This window comes from Kineosporia mesophila (assembly GCF_021129235.1).
GTDB classification, from domain to species: domain Bacteria; phylum Actinomycetota; class Actinomycetes; order Actinomycetales; family Kineosporiaceae; genus Kineosporia; species Kineosporia mesophila.
Genome location: NZ_JAJOMA010000001.1, coordinates 84875 through 103691 on the forward strand (window position 1 = coordinate 84875; position 18817 = coordinate 103691).

The window sequence follows — 18817 nt, forward strand, 5'->3', positions numbered from 1 at the left end:
CCCTGACCTCGTACGATGTGGCAGGTGAGCATGGTTTCATCAGCAGTGCCGTCGGAGCAGCCGCAGGATGCTGTCCTGGAAGGCTTGCCGCTCCACAACCGTCCACACCGCGTCGGCCGGCTGCATCTCGCCCAGCTTCTGGTACTCGAGGTGGTGCTGATCGGCGTGGCAGCGGCGTACGGTCTCGGCCCGATGCCGATGGCGGGTGTGGCTGTCGCCGGCCTGGCTGTCGTGCTGCTCACCTTCCGCCGCCAGCAGCGCCGCTGGGCCGCCGAGTGGCAGATGCTCAGCTGGGGCCTGAAACGCCGCATCCGGGGCCGTAGTCCCAAGCACCCCGACCCCCGCGTCACCGCGCTGCGGGCGGTCGCTCCCGGTCTCGATGTGGCCCCGGGAGAGACCGCCGACGGTCTCCCGGTCGGTATTGCCGGGGACCGGGCGGGCTGGTTCGTCGTGCTCGAGTGCGTCGGTTCGTCCGAACATCTCGCCGACACCGTGCCCGGCCCGCCGCTCGACCGGATGGCCCAGCTGGTCGCCGAGTCCGACATCCCCGGTGTGCGGGTCCAGGTGGTCACCCGCACCGTGCCCTCGTCCGTCGGTGCCGCCCGCGCCCAGGCCCTGGGCGCGCCCGAGTTCGGTCCTACGGCCCGGCAGGTCACCACCTGGGTCGCTGTCCGGCTGGACGCCACCGCGCTGGCCGAACAGGCCCGCAGCGCCGAGGTCTCGCCCCCTGACGTCCTGCTCACCCTGGTCCGCCGGATCGAGAGCCTGCTGAAGCGCACGACCCGCGTGTCGTGGCGGGTTCTCGACACCGAGGGCGTGGTCGAGGCCCTGACGCGTTCGTGCGGGGTGGACGGCGCGATCGAGCCGGTGGAGGACTGGGAACGACTGCGCACAGGCCGGCTCAACCACGTGACGTTCTGGGTGCGCTCCTGGCCGGCCGAGGGTGAACCCCGCCTGCTGCTCGACGCTCTCGCCCTGGTGCCGGCCGCGTTCACCAACGTGAGCATCCTGCTGGAGCCGGGGCCGAAGACGACGCGGATGCGTTGCCTGGTGCGGATCTCCGCGGAGATCACCGAGTTCGAGAGCGTCGTGGACACGGTCTACCAGGTGTCCGACCAGCTCCAGGCCGAACTGCAGCGGCTGGACGCCGAGCAGGGTCCGGCCGCCTACGCCAGCGCGCCCAGCGGTGGCGGCATCGGGTGAGAGGTTTCGCCTACCAGGCGATGTCGTAGCGTAGTGGGGTTGTCCGGGTCGTTGAGGGGGGCCGTGAACAGGACGCGTTCGGTTCGATGGGCGGGGGTGTGCGCCGCCGCGGTTCTCGGTGTCTCCGCCGTGATGGCAGGCCCTTCCGGAGTGGCCCTGGCCTCCACCGGACAGCAGGCCTTCGTCGGTCAGACGGCGACCGGTGCGGTGCAGACCGCCGATAACGACAACAGGAAGACGGCGAAGAAGAAGCCCAGCCAGAAGTCTGCGAAAAAGAAGAAGCCTGCCAGGCCCACGAAACCGCCGTGCACGAATGTGGGAAAACCTGGTTCGGACATCAGCGCCGTTCCCTGGCAGCAGAAGTGGATCTCGCCCGAACGGCTGGCTCCGCTGGCGAACGGCAGTGGACAGGTCGTGGCGATCGTCGACTCCGGGGTCGACATCGGTAACAGCCAGCTGAAGGGCCGGGTGCAGAGCGGTTACGACGTGACCCGGGGCGGAGGGGTGCTCGGCGGGTACGCGGACTGTCTCCCGCACGGCACCGGAGTGGCCTCGATGATCGTTGCCGATCAGTCAAAAACAGCTGGCTTCCGGGGGATGGCGCCCCAGGCCGAGATCATGCCGGTGCGAGTGACGCCGGCGGTTCCGGCAACCGGTCCCGAGGGCACGGAAGGCACCAACCCGGTCCGGGTGGCGAAGGGCATCATCTGGGCGGCGCAGAACGGGGCCACGGTCATTGAGGTCTCGTCCTCCTTCCGGGGCGACGACGCGGACAAGAACCTGAAGAAGGCCGTGCAGTACGCGCTACGGCGTGGCATTCCGGTAGTCGCGGCCGTAGGCGACATCCACAACGCCGACCTGCCGTCCGACCCGCTCACCTACCCGGCGGCCTACCCCGGCGTCATCGGAGTCGGTTCGCTCGCCCAGGACTTCACCGTGGCAGGCACTTCCGCGGTCAGTTCAGCAGTGGACGTGGTGGCACCCGGCGAGGCAGTGATCGCCAGTGCTCTGGCCAGTGGGCAGCAGCAGTACAGCGGAACCAGCCTGGCAGCCGGGGTGGTGGCCGGGACGGTTGCCCTGGTGCGCCAGACCTCTCCCGCGATGACGCCCGACGAGATCGCCAGGCGCCTTGCCGCGACGGCCGATCCGATGCCGACGGGATCGTCGGACCTGGCCTACGGGGCCGGGCTGGTCAACCCGTATCGAGCGATCACCGAGCGCGCGTCGGTGGCTTCAGCACAGCAGATCGCCGGTGCGGCGGTGCCCACGGTCGACCCGGTCGCCGTACGCACCGAGAAGGCTCGTGAACAGGCCCAGAACCAGGCGTTCAAGCTGGCGGGGCTCGTGGTCGGGACCGTGGTGCTACTGGCGATCATCGCCCTGGCACTGCCCCGGGGACGCCGCCGTTCATGGGTGCCGGGCCGGGCCGAACCAGCTGCCACCACCCGCCCCCGGCCCGAGATCCCGCTCGAGGAGGAGTCGCCGTTCGCCCTGCCCGAGGCGAATCGCAGCTGACCTCCGGCCCACAGCAGAAGCGGCGGCCCCGGAACCTCCGGGACCGCCGCAACTGACGTGTAGATCAGGCGCCGCCGAACAGCCCAGCGTTACGGGCCTCGGTGGCCGACATGTCGTCGGAGTTCGCGAGAACAGTGCGCGAGAGCTGGTTCAGCGCCGAGACCAGGTTGTCACAGGCCGAATCCCACTTCGTCTGCACGGTGTCCCAGCTCTCGCTGGCCGAACCGCTCCAGTCCGCAGCGAGCTGCCCGGACGACGACTTCACGTCACCCTTGAGCGAGTCGACGCTGGAGTGCGCCTTGCCGATGGCTCCTGAGAGCTCCTGCAGGTCGCCGAAGTTGTAAGCAATCATTGGTATTTCCCCCTCCTAGGAAAAGTGGATCAGCGGATCAGGGCCGACGTGATGTCGCTCGTCGGAATCTGCTTCTGAGCAGCCGCACCCGTGGTGTCGGTGTTGCCGTACTCGCCGCTCGAGGTGTTGATGTTGGTGGCAATCTCGTCGAGGACCACGTTGAGCTTGTCCCAGGCGGTGTTCACGCCTTCCATGGCGGTGACCCAGGCGTTCTTGGCCTCACCACTCCAGCTCGCGGAGTGGGAGTCGGCCTCGCCGCGCAGGGTCTGGATGGCTGACCGCAGGCTTTCGTAGTCACCCACCATCTTCGAGGAGACGCCACCCAGGACGTCAAGATCGGCCTTCAGCTGACCGGAGCCTACGCTCATGCCTTGTCTCCATCCGTTATATCTCGTTGACCGTCGCCTGTTCTGAGCGAACAAACGCGCTCTGGGGTGAAAAGCCTTTCCCCAGAAGATCGTAATCGCAGGTCAGTCCGGACATCACGATCCGGCGACCATGTCGTTCATCTCCTCTTGTCGCTGCAACGCGGCCCGGGCCACGTCCGGGTCCAGAGACGGGCCTTCGGGGACGCGGGCCACGAGCGAGGCCGGAAGTGAATAGGTTTCGACTCCGCCAAGACCCAGGGCCGACTGCGCAGTGCTCGTGGGAATGGCATATCGCAGACCCTGATCCGTGACCAGATACAGGGGTCCACTGTCAGCCGGCGTCTCAGGCGAGGGCTGAGAGTGCACCAGCGTCGCCTTGCCCGGCTGCACCCAGACCCGGTCGGCGAGAGCAGTGGACGAGCCGGAGACTGCCTTGGTGTCGATACCGCTCTCGACCGGGACCTCGCTGTTCAGGTACACCGTCGGAGTGAAATCGCCGTCGTCCCAGGTGGCGCACATGACGCTGCTCGCCTGGCCGGGACTGATGAGGGTCGGGATCGTGGCCGGCGGATCGGTCGAACTGGGCAGAGCACCCTCAGACCTGTCGGCCGCGGCGACAGCGCCGGCCGTAGCGGCCCTGGGTGCGTCACCGGTGGAGGCTTCCTGAATCTTGGCCTGGAGCTCGGTGATCGGCACGAGGTGGTTCGCGGTGACGAGGTAATGCTGTGTCCTCGAACCGTTGTCGACCGATCGAACCTCTCCGACGCGTGCCCCGCTCATGGCCCTACTGGCCGACTTCGTGCCGGACAGGGTGATGGGAGCGATCGGCTTGCCGGCCGGAAGTGACTGCAACCAGGAGTCACCCGCGAGCGCGTAGGAGCCGTCGGCCGTGCCCAGCACGCTGGTGACGACGTCGGCGTCGCGGATCTGGTAGCGGGTGTTGTGCCAGATCAGGGAAAGCCCGTTGTCGGTGGTGTCACGCACCAGGATGGCGTTGTCGGTGAGGGCGTCGCCGGTGCCCGGTCGTTTGCCGACCACCATCCAGGTCCGGCTGACCTCGTGCCCACTGATACTCACCTGCTGCGTGCACTGCGACCACGGAGGGCTGACCAGATCTGAGCTCGAGGGCAGGTTGCTGGGTGCACCGACAATGCCGAGTTCCGGCCCGCGCGATGCCTTGGTGAGTGACTTGGTGGAGGTGGAGGTCTTGGTACTGGTGCCGGCGAGCAGAGCGGCGGACGCGAAGTTCGGCGTCGGGTAGAGACGCTGGGCGGTCGCGTCGTAGTAGTAGGTGGCGCCGGTCTCCTTGACCACGACCACGGACTTGCCGTCTTCCCAGGAGGTCTTGCCGCCCGGGCGGATCAGGCCCCAGACCCCGGCCCCGGCCAGCGCCACGACAGTGATCAGCACGGCGGCGAAACCGGCGCCGCCGAGCCTCCGGTAGGGCCACTCGGTGGGGTCGGTCTCCTGCGCCACGGTGGCGCTGACCACCCGCCGGGCGGCAAACTGGTAGCTGTCGAGAAGGTCTCGTCGGGAAACCATTAGCCGGCCAGCCCGCGCATGTACGAGAACAGGCCGAGCGCGCTGGCCGCGAGCGGCGCGGCCGCGAGGGTCAGCACGATGTCGAAGATGTCGGCCCACCGCCCGAGGCGGGGCGACGGGGCCCGCCGGCTGTGGACGAGCGCCACCACGCAGGAGCCGACGGCGAAGACGATCAGTACCGGCACCACCGAGAAGAGCCGCTTCTGATCGTCCATACCCATCGTCAGACCGGTCGTGGTGATCGCGAGACCGACCAGGCCGCTGACGAGCGGCAGTAACCGCTGCTGAGCGGAGACGAGCATGCGGGCGCGCAGCAGGTGGGCGGCCGAGATGACACCCGCCAGGATCAACGGGACCGTCGATCCGTCCACGGACAGCACCACGATGCAGGCCAGGGTGATGACCGCGGTGCCGAGCAGCAGACCGGTGAGGATGTCGGTGGCGCGGGTCACGCGGTCGACGGTGTCCTGGAACGAGGGACCGGTGTCGGCCGTGCGCAGGTCATGGATGTCGCGGGGCACGGACGGTAGCGGAACCTGGCCCATCCGCACCGAAAGTATCGGGTAGGCCGGGCTGATGAGCAGGACCGCGGTGCCGAGCAGAGCGGCCGCACCGACGGTGCCGGGGGAGTTCATGGCCAGGGCCGCACCGGCGATGCCACCGAGCGCGGCGAAGATCGCCCCGACGAAGACCCGGCGCACATCGGCGACGCCGATCATGGCCGCCACGGCGATGAGGAGCATCGCCGCCGAGCCGATCATCAGGTGGGCCGGGCTGAACCAGGGCCGGTCCTCGCCCTGGGTGAGCAGGACCCCGCCGGCCAGGGCGACGAGTGTGGCCGGGGCCGCGACGACGGCACCCGCGCCGGCGTCGGAAAGGGCCCGGGACAGGAAGGTGCCGCCCGCGGTCAGGACGATGGCCAGACCGATCAGGACCAGACCCGATCCGTAGGCCGCACCGGGAGTGAGCAGAAGCAGGGCCGTGATCAGCAGAACGGTGCCGACGGTCACAGCAAGTCCACAGGTGCGGGTGGCTGAGGGGGTCCAGACCCGCTGGGCCCGCCGGGCGCCGTCCGCGATGGCGTCCACGACGTCGTCGAAGTCGGGCTCGGGCCATTCCTGGTGGACGGGAACCAGGCAGAGCATCTCGCCGTCGTGAATACCTTGCGGCGCGAGTCCTACGGTTACGTCGAGTGGCGTACCGTCGACGCGGCGTAATGTCCATCCGCCGGTGGTGAGGCCATCGATCGCCAGGTCGTCACCGCCCTGCCGGAGCAGGCCGGGCAGTAGGGAGGACACCGGAACCTGTTCTGGTAGAGCCACAGTCAGGCGACGCTTCGGTGTCATCACCACCACGCGGGCGAGGCCGAGGCGGTCCGTGATGGCTGTCATGCTGCTTACTTCCGCCCCTGGGTCGGTCTGACGTGTGCCGCGGTGCCCCCCACCCCGGACGCATCACTGAACTACTTGAATACAGTTAATGCAAGGGGCAGTTCCTTAGGGATGCATCAATTTTCGGTTAGGTTTACTGAAATGTACGTGCACTGGAACACATTGGGGTGACAGCGTATCTGGAGGCCTGGTCTGGGCCTCTAGTTTCTTTCGTGACTCGAGAACGACGCGTTCGGTGCAACTCCCGTCCGTCGTCGTGCAACATGATGGCCGTGCCCCGCGTCCCCTCGTCGGTGTGGGGCGCGCGTATTCGGCTGAGGGAGGGGGCAGGGCATGGCGACCGTGGTGATGAAGCGTGCCGCGCGGCGCCCAGAACCGGAGTACCCGTCCGGGGAGATCGTTCTTGAGGCGCCGCCGGAGATCCTCCAGTCGGAGGGTCGCGCCTGGATGCAGATGCTCATGGTCATGCCGATGCTGGCCGGCTCGGCGGCGATGGCGCTGATGTACACGTCCAACCGCAGTAGTAGCAGCCCGCTGATGTATGTCGCCGGTGGCCTGTTCGGGCTCTCGGCGATCGGCATGATCGGCGCCCAGATGCTGTACAGCGGTGGGCGCAACAAGCAGACGATGCGGGCCGCGCGCGCGGAGTACATGCGGTATCTCTCGCATCAGCGGGCCCGGGTCCGGCGCATCATCGTGCAGCAGCGCAGTGCCCTGCACTACCGCTACCCGGCACCGGATTCGCTGTGGTCGTTCCCCGATGGCCCCCGGCTGTGGGAGAGGCGTCCCGCGGACGGGGATTTCGGCATGATCCGGATCGGTCTCGGTCCCCAGGAACTAGCCACCGCACTGATTCCGCCGCAGACCAAGCCTCTTGATCAGCTCGAGCCGATGTGTGCAGCCGCACTGCGCCGTTTCATCCGCTCGTACGCGGTGGTCCCCGACCTGCCGGTGGTGATGGCGCTCGACGGCTTCTCCCGTATCCACGTGCGTGGTGACGGTGACCGGGCCCGGTCGATGGTGCGGGCGCTGCTTGCGCAGGCCGTAGCGCTTCACGCTCCGGACGACCTGATCGTGGCCGTGTGCGTGGCCCCAGATCGCCGCGCCGACTGGGAATTCGCGAAGTGGCTGCCGCACGCACAGCACCCGGACCGCACTGATGCCCTTGGTCCCTTGCGCTTGATCGCCGACAGCGTTACAGGCCTCGAAGCCATGCTCGACGATGTCGTCGGCCGCAGGCCGAGATTCGACCCCTCCACCGCGTCCGGCCGGGTCGGCCAGCACGTGCTGGTCGTGCTCGACGGCGGTGCCGTGGCCGGTTCCGACCACCTGATGACCGACGGGGGCATCGAGGGCGTCACGGTCTTCGACCTCCGCGGGGGGGTGCCGCGGGTGCTCGACTACGCCACGCTGGTGCTCGACGTCGAGGCCGACGGCAAGCTGCGCAGCACCACGCTCAACGCCACCAGTGAGATGGGCACCGCCGACACCTTCAGCCCGCACGAGGCCGAGGCACTGGCGATGCAGCTCGCCCCGTTGCGGATGACGCTGGCGGCCCGCGGCGACATCGGCCTGTCCGCCGACCTCGGCCTGACCGAGTTGCTCGGTATCGGTGACGCCGCCCGGCTCGACACCTCCGTCACCTGGTTGCCCCGGCCCAGCCGCGACCGTCTGCGGGTGCCGATCGGTGTCTCGCCCGAGGGTATGCAGATCGATCTGGACCTGAAGGAATCGGCGCTGGAGGGCATGGGCCCGCACGGACTGCTCGTCGGGGCGACCGGCTCGGGCAAGTCCGAGCTGCTGCGCACCCTGGTGCTGGCCCTCGCCGCCACCCACGACTCCCAGGTGCTCAACTTCGTCCTCATCGACTTCAAGGGTGGGGCGACCTTCACCAAGCTGGACCGGCTCCCGCACACCAGCGCGGTGATCACCAACCTGGCCGACGAGCTGCCGTTGGTCGACCGCATGACCGACGCGATCAACGGTGAGCTGCTGCGCCGCCAGGAACTGCTCCGCGCGGCCGGTAATTTCGCTTCGCAGCGCGACTACGAACGGGTGCGGGTGTCCGGTGCACCCCTGCCGCCGTTGCCCAGCCTGCTGATCGTCTGTGACGAGTTCTCCGAACTGCTCTCGGCCAAGCCCGACTTCATCGAGATGTTCGTGCAGATCGGCCGGCTCGGCCGGTCACTCGGTGTGCATCTGCTGCTGGCCTCGCAGCGTCTGGAGGAGGGCCGCCTGCGCGGCCTGGACACCCACCTGTCGTACCGGATCGCGCTGCGGACGTTCTCGGCGATGGAGAGCCGGATCGCGCTGGGAACCTCGGACGCGTTCGAGCTGCCCCGCTCTCCCGGTCACGGGTACATCAAGTTCGGTACCGAGCCGCTGGTGCGTTTCCGCGCCGCCTACGTGTCGGGCACCTACCGGCACGACCACACCGGGCCGGTCTCGGTCGCGGCCCAGGCGATCATCGACTTCACCTCGCAGTACACGCCCGCGACGACGGCCGTCGGGCAGGAACCGGACGTCCCGCTGGAGTCCGACGAGTCCGCCGGTGGTGAAACGCTTCTCGACGTCATGGTGGGACGCCTCGAAGGTCACGGCGATCCCGCGCACCAGGTCTGGCTGCCGCCGCTGGGCGATTCGCCGTCCCTGGCCGAGTTGCTGCCGCCGCTGGAGGTCCAGCCCGGACGGGGCCTGGTCGCCTCCGGGGCGGCGTCCGGGCTGGTCGCCCGGATCGGCATCGTCGACCGGCCGTTCGAGCAGCGTCGTGACGTGCTCGAGGTGGACCTGGCCGGCAGTGGTGGGCACATGGTGGTGGTCGGTGGCCCGCGCAGCGGTAAGAGCACGGTACTGCGTGACCTGGTGCTCTCCCTGGCCCTGACCCACACACCGGCCGAGACCCAGTTCTACGTGCTGGACTTCGGCGGTAGTGCGTTCTCCGCGATGAACGGGCTGCCGCACGTGGGTGGGGTGGCCGGTCGTCTCGACGTCAGCAAGGTCCGCCGCACGGTGTCCGAGGTGATGACCGTGCTGACCGCGCGCGAACAGCTGTTCGCGCGGCGCGGCATCGAATCGATGACGGAGTACCGGCGCCTGCGGGCGTCCGGTGAGATGACGGACGATGTGTTCGGCGATGTTTTCCTGATCGTCGATGGCTGGGCAACCCTGCGCAGCGATTTCGAGGACCTCGAAGCCGTAATCACGCAGGTCGCCGCGCGAGGTCTGACCTACGGCGTGCACCTGGTGGTCGCCGCCAGCCGCTGGATGGAGATGCGGCCCGCCGCCCGGGACATGTTCGGCAGCCGGCTGGAACTGCGCCTGGGTGACATCGCCGACTCCATGCTCGACCGCCGCACCGCGATGAACGTGCCGGAGGGCACGCCGGGTCGCGGCATCACCCCCGACCGTTTCCACTTCCTCGCCGCCCTGCCCCGGATCGACGGTGCCCACACCACCGACGACCTGGCCAGCGCGGTGAACGACACGGTGACCTCGATCGCCCGGCACTGGTCCAGCCCCTCCGCACCTCCCGTCCGACTGCTGCCCGCCGAGTTCCCCTACAAGGAAATGGACCTGGGCGTCCCGGGCGGAATCCCGATCGGTGTGGCCGAGAGCGACCTCGAAGTGGTGCGCCTCGACCTCGACTCCGACCCCCACTTCCTGCTCTACGGCGACTCACGCTCGGGCAAGACCTCGTTCCTGAGGGCCTTCGGCAAGGCACTGACCGAGCGCTACGACTCGGAGCAGGCGCGCATCGTGGTGATCGACCACCGTCGCAGCCTGCTGGGTGCCATCACCGAGCCGCACCTGATCGGCTACGGCACCGGAGCAGCCCGCAGCGAGGAGATCCTCGCCGAGGTGGGCCAGGCCCTGCGCACCCGCTTGCCCGGCCCCGACGTCACGGCCGAACAACTGCGTGACCGCAGCTGGTGGCGAGGCCCCGAACTGTTCGTCCTCGTCGACGACTACGAGCTGGTGGCCACTGCCAGCGGCAACCCGCTCGCAGTGCTGCAGGAGTTCGTCGGCCAGGCCCGGGATGTAGGCCTGCACCTGATCATCGCGAGGCGTGCCGGTGGTGCCGGTCGGGCCCTGTACGAGCCGGTGACGATGGCCCTGCGGGAGATCGGATCGGCCGGGGTGATCCTGAACGGCCAGCGTGACGAGGGGGCCCTGCTCGGCAATGTCCGCCCGTCGGCGCAGCCGCCGGGGCGGGGCTGGCTGGTGGACCGGGAAAGGGGCACGGAGCTGGTGCAACTGGCCTGGCTGCCGCCGGTGGAGTGATTAAAGACTTATCACCTGGCGCAGGTGCTTTGGGTAGTGTTGTAAGGGTGGGGCCTGTAGTGCGGTCGCGACGTCCTGGGAGGGGAGAGTCTTGAGCGCCAGGATTGACGTGGGCTCGGTGTGGTGGCGACGTGTTTGACGTCGATCGTGCGGAGACAGTGGCTGCGTGGCGGAGGGCTGGATACCGGGGGGCGTTGAATGCTGCCGCAGTGACGATGGTCGTGGTGCTTGGGGTTTCGGCTTGCGGGGGTTCGTCGGGGACGGATGCCGATACGAAAGCGACCAGCTCGGCGACGACGACCACTGCGCCGTCCACTCCTGGAACCGAAGAAACTTCGGCCGCTGGGGGTACCAAGGGCGCATCGCCGACGGTCACTGTTTTCGCCCGTACCGGTGCCCCGGCAGACGAGGTCCTCGCTGGGGCGAGCGAGGCCATACAGAAGACGCCGAGCGATGTCATGTCATCGTTGGCCGGGGAGATATTGCTTTTCCGGTCCATGCGCGGTCCTGTCCAATATGCGAAGGTCACGAAGTCGAGTGTCCTGACCAAGCGGATCAAGTGGTTCACCGACGAAGAGCTGGAGGGGGTGACCTACCTTGTCGTTGTACCGACTTGGGAGGAGCGGAACAACAGGTTGGCCTACTTCCTGATCACTGCTCGTTCGCTCACTGACCTTGGTTATGCCAACTTCACCCCGGATTTGGACCCAGCAGATCTTTCGTCTGTGGGGGAGGTCCATACATTGACACAAGCTGATCTGGACTCGGTTTCCGATTGGCGGCCATTCATGAATCGATCTATTAGAACCTCGGACATACGTTAGAGCAAGGGCGCGCGACTGGGCGAAGGGCATGGGGGCGGGAACGGGCCATGCTGGCTGGTTCTCTTCATATGGAAATTGGTTCAATTCTGGATGGCCCGGCAAGGGCAATCCAGAGATCGAAAATCGACCGGCATATGGTCGTACGCTGAGGGAGGGAAACAGGATGGGCGGAGCAGTTGAGGTTGATCCGAAGTCTCTGACTACGTTCGCGAAAGCGGTCAAGGCTCTGGCGGCGGAGCACACTGAAGCAGCGGGGGTTCACCCCGAGGATCTCAGTGCATACACGGGGGCAATGTTCAACGAAGCACCCAACTTTCGCGAGGCCCGAACATTCGCGGATTATCATGCGCAGCTGGCCGGCTCAGTTCAGTCAATGTTGGCGGACGCGGTGGTGGGCTTGGAAAGCTTAGGGAATGGTGCCGAGTATTGTGCGGCGACCTATGTGAACAGCGACCAAGGAAATGCTGCCACTCAGCGCAATATCGACGACGCCCTGGGTCCGATTCAGGAAAATAATTATGTCGCTCCTGGAAATAGCCCCGAAGAGATTCTTATCCGTAAGGAGGATATTTACAACAGGCAGCATCTAATGCCTGCGACAAAAGACTCCGGGTACGGCGACGACGGCTTCGAGCTTGAGACCAATAGCGGCAGGACGATCGAAGTGGTGCCCGAACCGGGCACTCCCGCTGGCAACTGAGGCAGGTGGCGTATGCCGGGTCAGAGCGACGACTGGGGCTACCAGCTAGAGCAACTGGGGAAGGACGATGTCCAGAGGAGGGGCCAGTTCTACAGCAACGCGACTTCTTTGTCCGGGCTGGACTGGGGCCGCACGGACTGGTCATTTTCTGAAATCGAAGAAATCAAAGCGGCTGCTGACGCCCAGAACTCGGCCACATACACCCAAGCGGCGGCTTCGTGGGGCCAGATCATCACCATGCTTGAGGGAATGAGATCGGGACTTCGTGCAGCCGGTGCCACCATGGAAGGAGGTTGGGATCCATCCGTTACACAGGCGGCGGCAAACTTCTTCTATCATGTCGGCGCCAGCGCTTGGTCAATGGCTGACTGGATTACCTATGCCCAAGGAAACCAGACCGCGCTAGAGATCATGGCGGAGGAGGTGAATGATGCGAAGAAGCGCGTCGAGACGATCTACAGAAATTACCAGAAGGAATCTGACAGTAAGTTGTTGGAGATTGAGCGGGCGAGCCTCCTCCTCGACGACTCTGCTGTCTCCACGACCAGCGGTTCCGATGGTCAGAGTCAAGCTGACGCGCTGAATAATGAACTAAATCGAATCATTGAAAATTATACGAAACAAGCCGCAGTTGTCATGAATGCGCTCGGTGATAGCTATGTCGCCAATGCACATCAGTTGAATGAAGGCCATAAGTACCAGGGGCCCATTACGTCCAAGACCGTACCGAACTCAACCTCGAACAACTCCAGTTCGTCGGACAGCAATGGTTCCGGTGGTAACGGAAACGGCGGTGGTAGCAACCGCAATAACGGCGGCACCAACACTCGCCGTACCGTGAACAACACCCCCAATGATACCAAGAACCGTAGCTCCGACCCGAGGGATCGGCCGCGGTCGTCCACTGATGACGGCACTGATACCTCCAAGGGCGACGACCCGAAAGGCACTGGCGGCACCGGGGGTACCGGCGGGACGGGTGGCAATGGTGGCTCCGAGGGAACCGGGGGTACGGGCGGGACGACCACTCCTGGAACTGTTGTCGGTCGCCCAGTCAATAATGGCGACGGCACCGGCACTAACTCCGGTACAGGCACTGGAACCGATACCGGTGCGAGTGCCGGCAGCAACACCGGTACGGGAACCGGCACGCCGCAGGCATCCAATCCCACGGTGATCCGGGCTAATCCAGCATCTACGGATACCCCGACGGGTCCGGTAGCTTCGCCCAGCAGCAATCCCACCACGCGTTTCGGCGCTCCCACGGCCTTCGATCCCGATGGTGGGGCCGGGCGTCCGTCCGCGTTCCCGTCGAATCCGGCCAGTGGGGTGCCGGGTTCACCGCTCGGCCGGGGCGCGGGCGGGGGTAGTGGTTTTCCCGGTGATCCGGGTGGCCGGTCGGGATTGCCCGGTGGTGCCGGCATGCGTAACTCGTTGCTGGGGCGTCTCGGTGGCGGAGGTGGTGGCGGTTCGTCGTCGTTCCCGTCCGGAGGTGGAGGCACTCGGGGCATCAATTCGATGCGCGGTGGCATCGGTTCGGGTGGTAACCCCGGTGGTGGTGCCGGCAGTCGAGGAGTTCCTGGCGCTGGTGGTGGCACGGACCGTGGGATGTCGGGTTCCGGTGGCAGCCCGAACGGTCGTGGCATGCCTGGTAGTCCTGGTCAAAAAGCTAAGGGGAAAAACGGTTTTGGCGCAGGTCGTAAGGACGGCCGTCGGCTCGAGGACGACGATGATGCCGAGAAGGGCCCGAGTTACCGCGAGGACAGTGCCGAGTATCTGGGTGACATGCCGGAGATGCCTCAGCAGTTGCTGGGTCCGGTGCGTCCGAAGGTGGAGCCTGGTCGTCGTGCGGGGTTCAGTCTTGGCCGGCCGGGCAAGAAGCGCCGGGTCGAGGAAGAGCTCGAAGGACGTCGTTCACGGCCGCAGACCGGTGATGAGCTGATCGTGATCCCGGCCGAGCGCAAGCCGGACCTGACCGGGCGGCGGGCGTTCGGGGGAATCGAGACCGAGAAGGCTGCTCCGGCGGGCCTGCCCGAGCTGCTGAAGGGCGGTCACGCAGCTCCCGAGGTGCTGGCGCCCGAAGGGGCTCGGCGTACTACCCGGCGGGGTGAGAACATCGAGGCCGAGCAGTGGCAGGTCGACGTGCCCGACCGGATCGTCGCGGCGCAGGAAGAGGCGGCGCAGCATCGGGGACACGCCCTGGCGGCCGAGAACCGGCGACCCAGCACTCCGGGTTCCTGAAAGCGCATGAGCAGTAGCAACCCCGAAACGGCGACGGAGCAGCGGCAGACATGGCACGGACGATCCAGGTGGCCCCCGGCCGGCGTGGCGCGTACACCACGATCGGTGACGCCCTGAGCGATGCCCCGACGGACGCGGTCATCGAGGTGGCCGAGGGCACCTATCGGGAAGCGCTGCATCTGGACGGCAAGACCGTGACCATCCGCCCGCTGCCCGGCGGCGGCCCGGTCGTCATCGACGCGGACGGGGCGCCGCATCCGGCGATCAGCTGCCGCGACGGAGGGGTGCAGCTGGAAGGACTGACGCTGCGGGGCGGTGAGGGGGCGGCTCTCTCGACGGAGCGTTCGCAGGTGCGCGTCGAGCGCTGCACGCTCAGTTCGCGTCAGGCGGCGGGGGTGAGCATCAATGGTGGACGCGTCGATCTGCGTAAGTGCACGGTCGAGAATGCGTTGTTCGGTTTGCTGATCGAGGACGCGGACGGCTCGGTCACCGACTGCACGATCACTGACATCGCGGAAGACGGTGTGCTGGTGAGGATCGGCGCCGCTCCGGTGATCCGGGCGACGACGGTGAGTGGCTGCGGGAGCCGCGGGATCTACGTCTACCAGTTCGCCCGCCCGACGATTGAGGGCTGCGAGATCTCCGGCACCGGCGGAGAGGGCATCTCGGTGGCCTACCGCAGCGAGCCGACCCTGCGCCGCTGCAAGGTGCACGACACCCAGGGCCCGGGCATCGCGTTCGGCAAGGGCTGCGGCGGCCTGGTGGAGGAGTGCTCGCTGGAGAACACGGGCAGTCCGGCACTGGACATCGACGAGGACGCCAACCCGGTGGTCCGCGAGCGCGCCGAGGGCATGTCCGGCCTCGGTGGCGGTTACGGCGACCCGGGGGAGTCCGACGAGGGCGTCGAGAAGCTGCTCGCCGAGCTCGACACGATGGTCGGCCTGACCGAGGTGAAGGCCGAGGTGCGGGGCCTGATCGACGAGCTCCAGGTGAACGAGTGGCGCCGCAGTGCAGGTCTTTCCGTCGCGGCGGGCAGCAACAACCTGATCTTCACCGGTGCTCCGGGTACCGGTAAGACCACCGTGGCGCGGATCTACGGAAAGCTGCTCGGCGCCTTGAAGGTACTGCCGGGCGGCGGTTTCCGGGAGGTCAGTCGGCGGGACCTGGTGGGTCAGTACCTGGGGCACACCGCCGAGAAGACCGCCTCGGTGTTCGACGCGGCCATGGGCGGGGTGCTCTTCATCGACGAGGCGTACACCCTCTCCCGCTCGGCCGGCAGTAACGACTTCGGCCAGGAGTCGATCGACACCCTGGTCAAGCTGATGGAAGACCACCGCCACGAGATCGCCGTGATCGTGGCCGGTTACACCAAGGAGATGGCCGACTTCCTGGATGCCAACCCCGGTCTGGCGTCCCGGTTCTCGAAGGCCGTAGAGTTCACCAACTATGCCCCTGACGATCTGTTGCTGATCATGGAACGCATCACCGCGTCCGGTGACTACCAGCTCACCCCCGGCACCCAGCCGCTGCTGCACCGCTACTTCGCGGGGCTCGCGCACGACCCCAACTTCGGTAACGCCCGGGAGGCCCGCAAGCTCTTCGAGAGCATGCGCAAGGCCCAGGCGCAGCGCCTGCGCCGGGCCACCGTCCGGCCCACGCTCGACGACCTGCGTTCCCTGAACGAGCAGGACCTGTTCGACGTGATCGGCGCCGTCGACGGGGCGGGTCCCCGATGAGCGAGCACGAGGGCAACGGCCGCGCTCTTCGCCGGCCCCGTCCGGCCGAGGCCGAGGTGGAGGTCTCCGGCCGGCCGGAGACCTCCGTGGTGGCCCGCGGGGCCACCACGGAGGAGGGACGCGCCTCCGCCCAGCGGGTCAGCCGGGCGGTCGCCGAGCAGCTGATCGAGGCCGGGCGGCGTGGCATCCCGAGTGCCGTCCCCGACCTGCCGCAGCCGACCGGCCGAGCCGAACTGCAGGACCGCCCGAACGACGCCCGCCGACGCCGGGGACCCGGGTCCCGCGTCCACCGTTTACGTGTGGACTGGCACGACGCCACCCCCGCAGCTCTCACCGGGCTCACCCGGCGGATCGCCCCCACCGGCGTCCTGATCGGTCGGGGCACCGACGGCACGCAGATGCGGGCCTCGCTGTTCCGGTCCACCCCGGCCCGCCTGATCGTCATCGGACAGCACCGGCTGGGCCGTCTCCTGCTGCTGCGGGCCGCGGCCGCCGGGGCGCGCCCGGTGGTGCTGGCCGACGCGCTCGGCGCCTGGGAGGAGTTCGCCGCCCGGCTGGGGCAGACCGGGACCGGCACCACCGTGCTGCCGGCCGAGGCCCCGTTCCTGATGGGTGGGTCGGGGACGGAGCCGCTGTTCGTGCTGCACTCGGCCGACGAGGACCCGGCGACCGCCTTCGAGGAGATGTCCCAGGAGGGCTGGCGCTGCGACGCGGTGCTGACCCCCCGGATCAGCCCCGAGGTGCTCACCGCCCTGCGTCTGGGCGGGCTGCTGGTCACCGGCCGGCTCGGCGCGCAGGACGCGGCGCGGCTGTGCGCCACCCGTCTGGTGGGCGAGTTGACCCCCGACGTGCTGACCGGCCTGTCCGACGACACGGTGGCCGTGGTCGCCGACGGCCGCGCCCGGATGATGCGCGTGGAGGAGTCCCCAGGTGAGGAGGCTCTGCTCGGCCTACCGTGGCATTGAACCCGGCACCGTTCAATGCCTGCGAGTTCCACCTCCACCAGCGGATACCCTTGACCGTGTGACTCCCGACGAACTGTCCTCCGCGATCCGGGCGTGCCTGGAGGCCGCCGTCGCTGCCGGTGAACTGACCGTCAGCGTCCCCGACGAGATCCGCGTGGAGCGACCGAGGCAGCGCGAGCACGGCGACTGGTCCACCAACATCGCTCTTCAGCTCGCCAAGCCGGCCGGCAGGCCGCCGCGCGCGGTCGCCGAGCTGCTGTCGGCCCGTCTGGTCGACCTGCCGGGTGTGAAGAGCGTCGACATCGCCGGGCCGGGCTTCCTCAACATCGTGGTCGACACCGCCTCGGCGGCCGAGCTGGTGCGCACCATCGTCGGCGCCGGCACCGCCTACGGGCAGAACCAGCAGCTTGCCGGCACCGTGCTGAACCTGGAATTCGTCTCGGCCAACCCCACCGGCCCGCTGCACATCGGCCACACCCGGTGGGCGGCGCTCGGCGACGCCCTGGCCCGGGTGCTCACGGCCAGCGGCGCGCAGGTCACCCGCGAGTACTACGTGAACGACGCCGGGGCCCAGATGGACCGTTTCGGCGGCTCGATCCTGGCCCGGCTGCGGGGCACCGACATCCCCGAGGGCGGCTACCACGGTGAGTACGTCGCCGAGCTGGCCGCCAAGGTGCGCGAGCAGCGTCCCGATGTCGACGACCTGCCCGAGGCCGAGGCCCTGATCGTCGCGCGGGAGGTCGGCTATGCTATTCAGCTGGCCGAGAACCGGCAGACACTCAGCAATTTCGGTGTCGAGTTCGACGTCTGGTTCTCCGAGCGCACGCTGCACGAGTCCGGTGCCGTCGAGCAGGCCGTGGCACGGCTGCGCGAGCAGGGCCACGTGGACGACCGTGACGGTGCTGTCTGGCTGCGCACCACCGACTTCGGTGACGACAAAGACCGGGTGCTGATCAAGGCCGACGGGGAGAAGACCTATTTCGCCGCCGACGCCGCCTACTGGCTGTCGGTGCGTGACCGGGGCTTCCCGAAGAAGATCTACATGCTCGGTGCCGACCACCACGGCTACGTACAGCGGCTCAAGGCGATCGCGGCCTGCGCCGGCGACGACCCGGAGACCTCGATCGAGGTGCTGATCGGTCAGCTGGTCAGCGTGGGCGGCGCCCGGCTGAGCAAGCGGGCCGGCAACATCATCGAGCTGAAAGACCTGGTCGACTGGCTGGGTGCCGACGCCGTGCGATACAGCCTGGCCCGCTACCCGGCCGACTCGCCGCTCACGCTCGACGGTGAGGTGCTGCAGAAGAAGACGAACGACAACCCGGTCTTCTACGTGCAGTACGCCCACGCCCGGCTCTGCTCGCTGGCCAACCAGGCCCGCGAGCACGGGGTGGACCGCTCGGTGTTCGAGCCGTCGCTGCTCGACCACGTCACCGAGAACGCCCTGATCGCCGCGCTCGCCCAATTCCCGGCGATCGTGGCCCAGTCGGCCGAACTGCGTGAACCGCACCGGGTGGCGCGGCATCTCGAGGTCGTGGCCGGTGCATTCCACAAGTGGTACGACGAGTGCCGGGTCACGCCGCGCGGTGACGACCCGGTGGAAGACGTGCACCGCACCCGGCTCTGGCTGGCCGAGGCCAGCCGGCAGGTGCTGGCCAACGGTCTGAACCTGCTGGGCGTGGGCGCGCCCGAGCGAATGTGA

13 protein-coding genes are annotated in these 18817 nt (G+C 67.7%); 9 read left to right on the forward strand and 4 right to left on the reverse strand.

What is annotated here, in order from left to right; all coding sequences use genetic code 11:
- Positions 1-30: 30 nt before the first annotated feature.
- Together LR393_RS00390 and LR393_RS00395 are read left to right on the forward strand one after the other, a co-directional pair.
- Positions 31-1203 carry a type VII secretion protein EccE gene (locus tag LR393_RS00390; protein ID WP_231481415.1) on the forward strand — a complete coding sequence of 391 codons (1173 nt, stop codon included), beginning with the start codon at positions 31-33 and terminating at the stop codon, positions 1201-1203.
- 63 nt (positions 1204-1266) lie between these two features.
- The gene (locus LR393_RS00395) at positions 1267-2718 is read left to right on the forward strand and encodes a S8 family serine peptidase (RefSeq protein ID WP_231480812.1); all 1452 of its coding nucleotides are present in this window, start codon (positions 1267-1269) and stop codon (positions 2716-2718) included.
- Between the two features lie 64 nt (positions 2719-2782).
- Here the strand turns inward: LR393_RS00395 and LR393_RS00400 are convergent, their stop codons facing one another.
- From LR393_RS00400 to eccD, 4 genes are all read right to left on the reverse strand, one after another.
- Positions 2783-3070, reverse strand: a complete 288-nt coding sequence (locus LR393_RS00400) for a WXG100 family type VII secretion target (RefSeq protein ID WP_231480813.1) — start codon at positions 3068-3070, stop codon at positions 2783-2785.
- Between the two features lie 29 nt (positions 3071-3099).
- Entirely contained in the window at positions 3100-3438 is a 339-nt protein-coding gene (locus LR393_RS00405) for a WXG100 family type VII secretion target (protein WP_231480814.1), read from the reverse strand.
- Between the two features lie 114 nt (positions 3439-3552).
- Entirely contained in the window at positions 3553-4980 is a 1428-nt protein-coding gene (gene eccB / locus LR393_RS00410) for a type VII secretion protein EccB (RefSeq protein ID WP_231480815.1), read from the reverse strand.
- Positions 4980-6371, reverse strand: a complete 1392-nt coding sequence (gene eccD, locus LR393_RS00415) for a type VII secretion integral membrane protein EccD (protein ID WP_231480816.1) — start codon at positions 6369-6371, stop codon at positions 4980-4982. The genes eccB and eccD overlap by 1 nt, the downstream gene beginning before the upstream one ends.
- A 333-nt stretch (positions 6372-6704) precedes the next feature.
- Between eccD and eccCa the strand changes: the two genes are divergently transcribed.
- From eccCa to argS, 7 genes are all read left to right on the forward strand, one after another.
- Positions 6705-10652 carry a type VII secretion protein EccCa gene (gene eccCa / locus LR393_RS00420; RefSeq protein ID WP_231480817.1) on the forward strand — a complete coding sequence of 1316 codons (3948 nt, stop codon included), beginning with the start codon at positions 6705-6707 and terminating at the stop codon, positions 10650-10652.
- A gap of 209 nt (positions 10653-10861) precedes the next feature.
- The gene (locus LR393_RS00425) at positions 10862-11476 is read left to right on the forward strand and encodes a hypothetical protein (RefSeq protein ID WP_231480818.1); all 615 of its coding nucleotides are present in this window, start codon (positions 10862-10864) and stop codon (positions 11474-11476) included.
- 163 nt (positions 11477-11639) lie between these two features.
- Entirely contained in the window at positions 11640-12176 is a 537-nt protein-coding gene (locus tag LR393_RS00430; RefSeq protein WP_231480819.1) for a hypothetical protein, read from the forward strand.
- Positions 12177-12188: 12 nt separating this feature from the next.
- Complete coding sequence (locus LR393_RS34810) at positions 12189-14417, forward strand: hypothetical protein (RefSeq protein ID WP_269326443.1); 2229 nt, start codon at positions 12189-12191, stop codon at positions 14415-14417.
- 50 nt (positions 14418-14467) lie between these two features.
- A complete protein-coding gene (locus LR393_RS00440) occupies positions 14468-16153 on the forward strand; it encodes a right-handed parallel beta-helix repeat-containing protein (protein WP_231480820.1) in 1686 nt (561 codons plus the stop codon).
- The gene (locus LR393_RS00445) at positions 16150-17118 is read left to right on the forward strand and encodes a hypothetical protein (RefSeq protein ID WP_231480821.1); all 969 of its coding nucleotides are present in this window, start codon (positions 16150-16152) and stop codon (positions 17116-17118) included. The genes LR393_RS00440 and LR393_RS00445 overlap by 4 nt, the downstream gene beginning before the upstream one ends.
- A gap of 58 nt (positions 17119-17176) precedes the next feature.
- Positions 17177-18817 (forward strand): arginine--tRNA ligase, encoded by a 1641-nt coding sequence (gene argS / locus LR393_RS00450; RefSeq protein WP_231480822.1) that lies wholly within the window; start codon positions 17177-17179, stop codon positions 18815-18817.

Bases quoted from the DNA above. Each gene is read 5' to 3' on its own strand.
- LR393_RS00390 (WP_231481415.1), top strand. From the start codon at position 31: ATGGTTTCATCAGCAGTGCCGTCGGAGCAGCCGCAGGATGCTGTCCTG.
- LR393_RS00400 (WP_231480813.1), bottom strand. From the start codon at position 3,070: ATGATTGCTTACAACTTCGGCGACCTGCAGGAGCTCTCAGGAGCCATC.
- LR393_RS00405 (WP_231480814.1), bottom strand. From the start codon at position 3,438: ATGAGCGTAGGCTCCGGTCAGCTGAAGGCCGATCTTGACGTCCTGGGT.
- eccB (WP_231480815.1), bottom strand. From the start codon at position 4,980: ATGGTTTCCCGACGAGACCTTCTCGACAGCTACCAGTTTGCCGCCCGG.
- eccD (WP_231480816.1), bottom strand. From the start codon at position 6,371: ATGACAGCCATCACGGACCGCCTCGGCCTCGCCCGCGTGGTGGTGATG.
- eccCa (WP_231480817.1), top strand. From the start codon at position 6,705: ATGGCGACCGTGGTGATGAAGCGTGCCGCGCGGCGCCCAGAACCGGAG.
- LR393_RS00430 (WP_231480819.1), top strand. From the start codon at position 11,640: ATGGGCGGAGCAGTTGAGGTTGATCCGAAGTCTCTGACTACGTTCGCG.
- LR393_RS34810 (WP_269326443.1), top strand. From the start codon at position 12,189: ATGCCGGGTCAGAGCGACGACTGGGGCTACCAGCTAGAGCAACTGGGG.
- LR393_RS00440 (WP_231480820.1), top strand. From the start codon at position 14,468: ATGGCACGGACGATCCAGGTGGCCCCCGGCCGGCGTGGCGCGTACACC.
- LR393_RS00445 (WP_231480821.1), top strand. From the start codon at position 16,150: ATGAGCGAGCACGAGGGCAACGGCCGCGCTCTTCGCCGGCCCCGTCCG.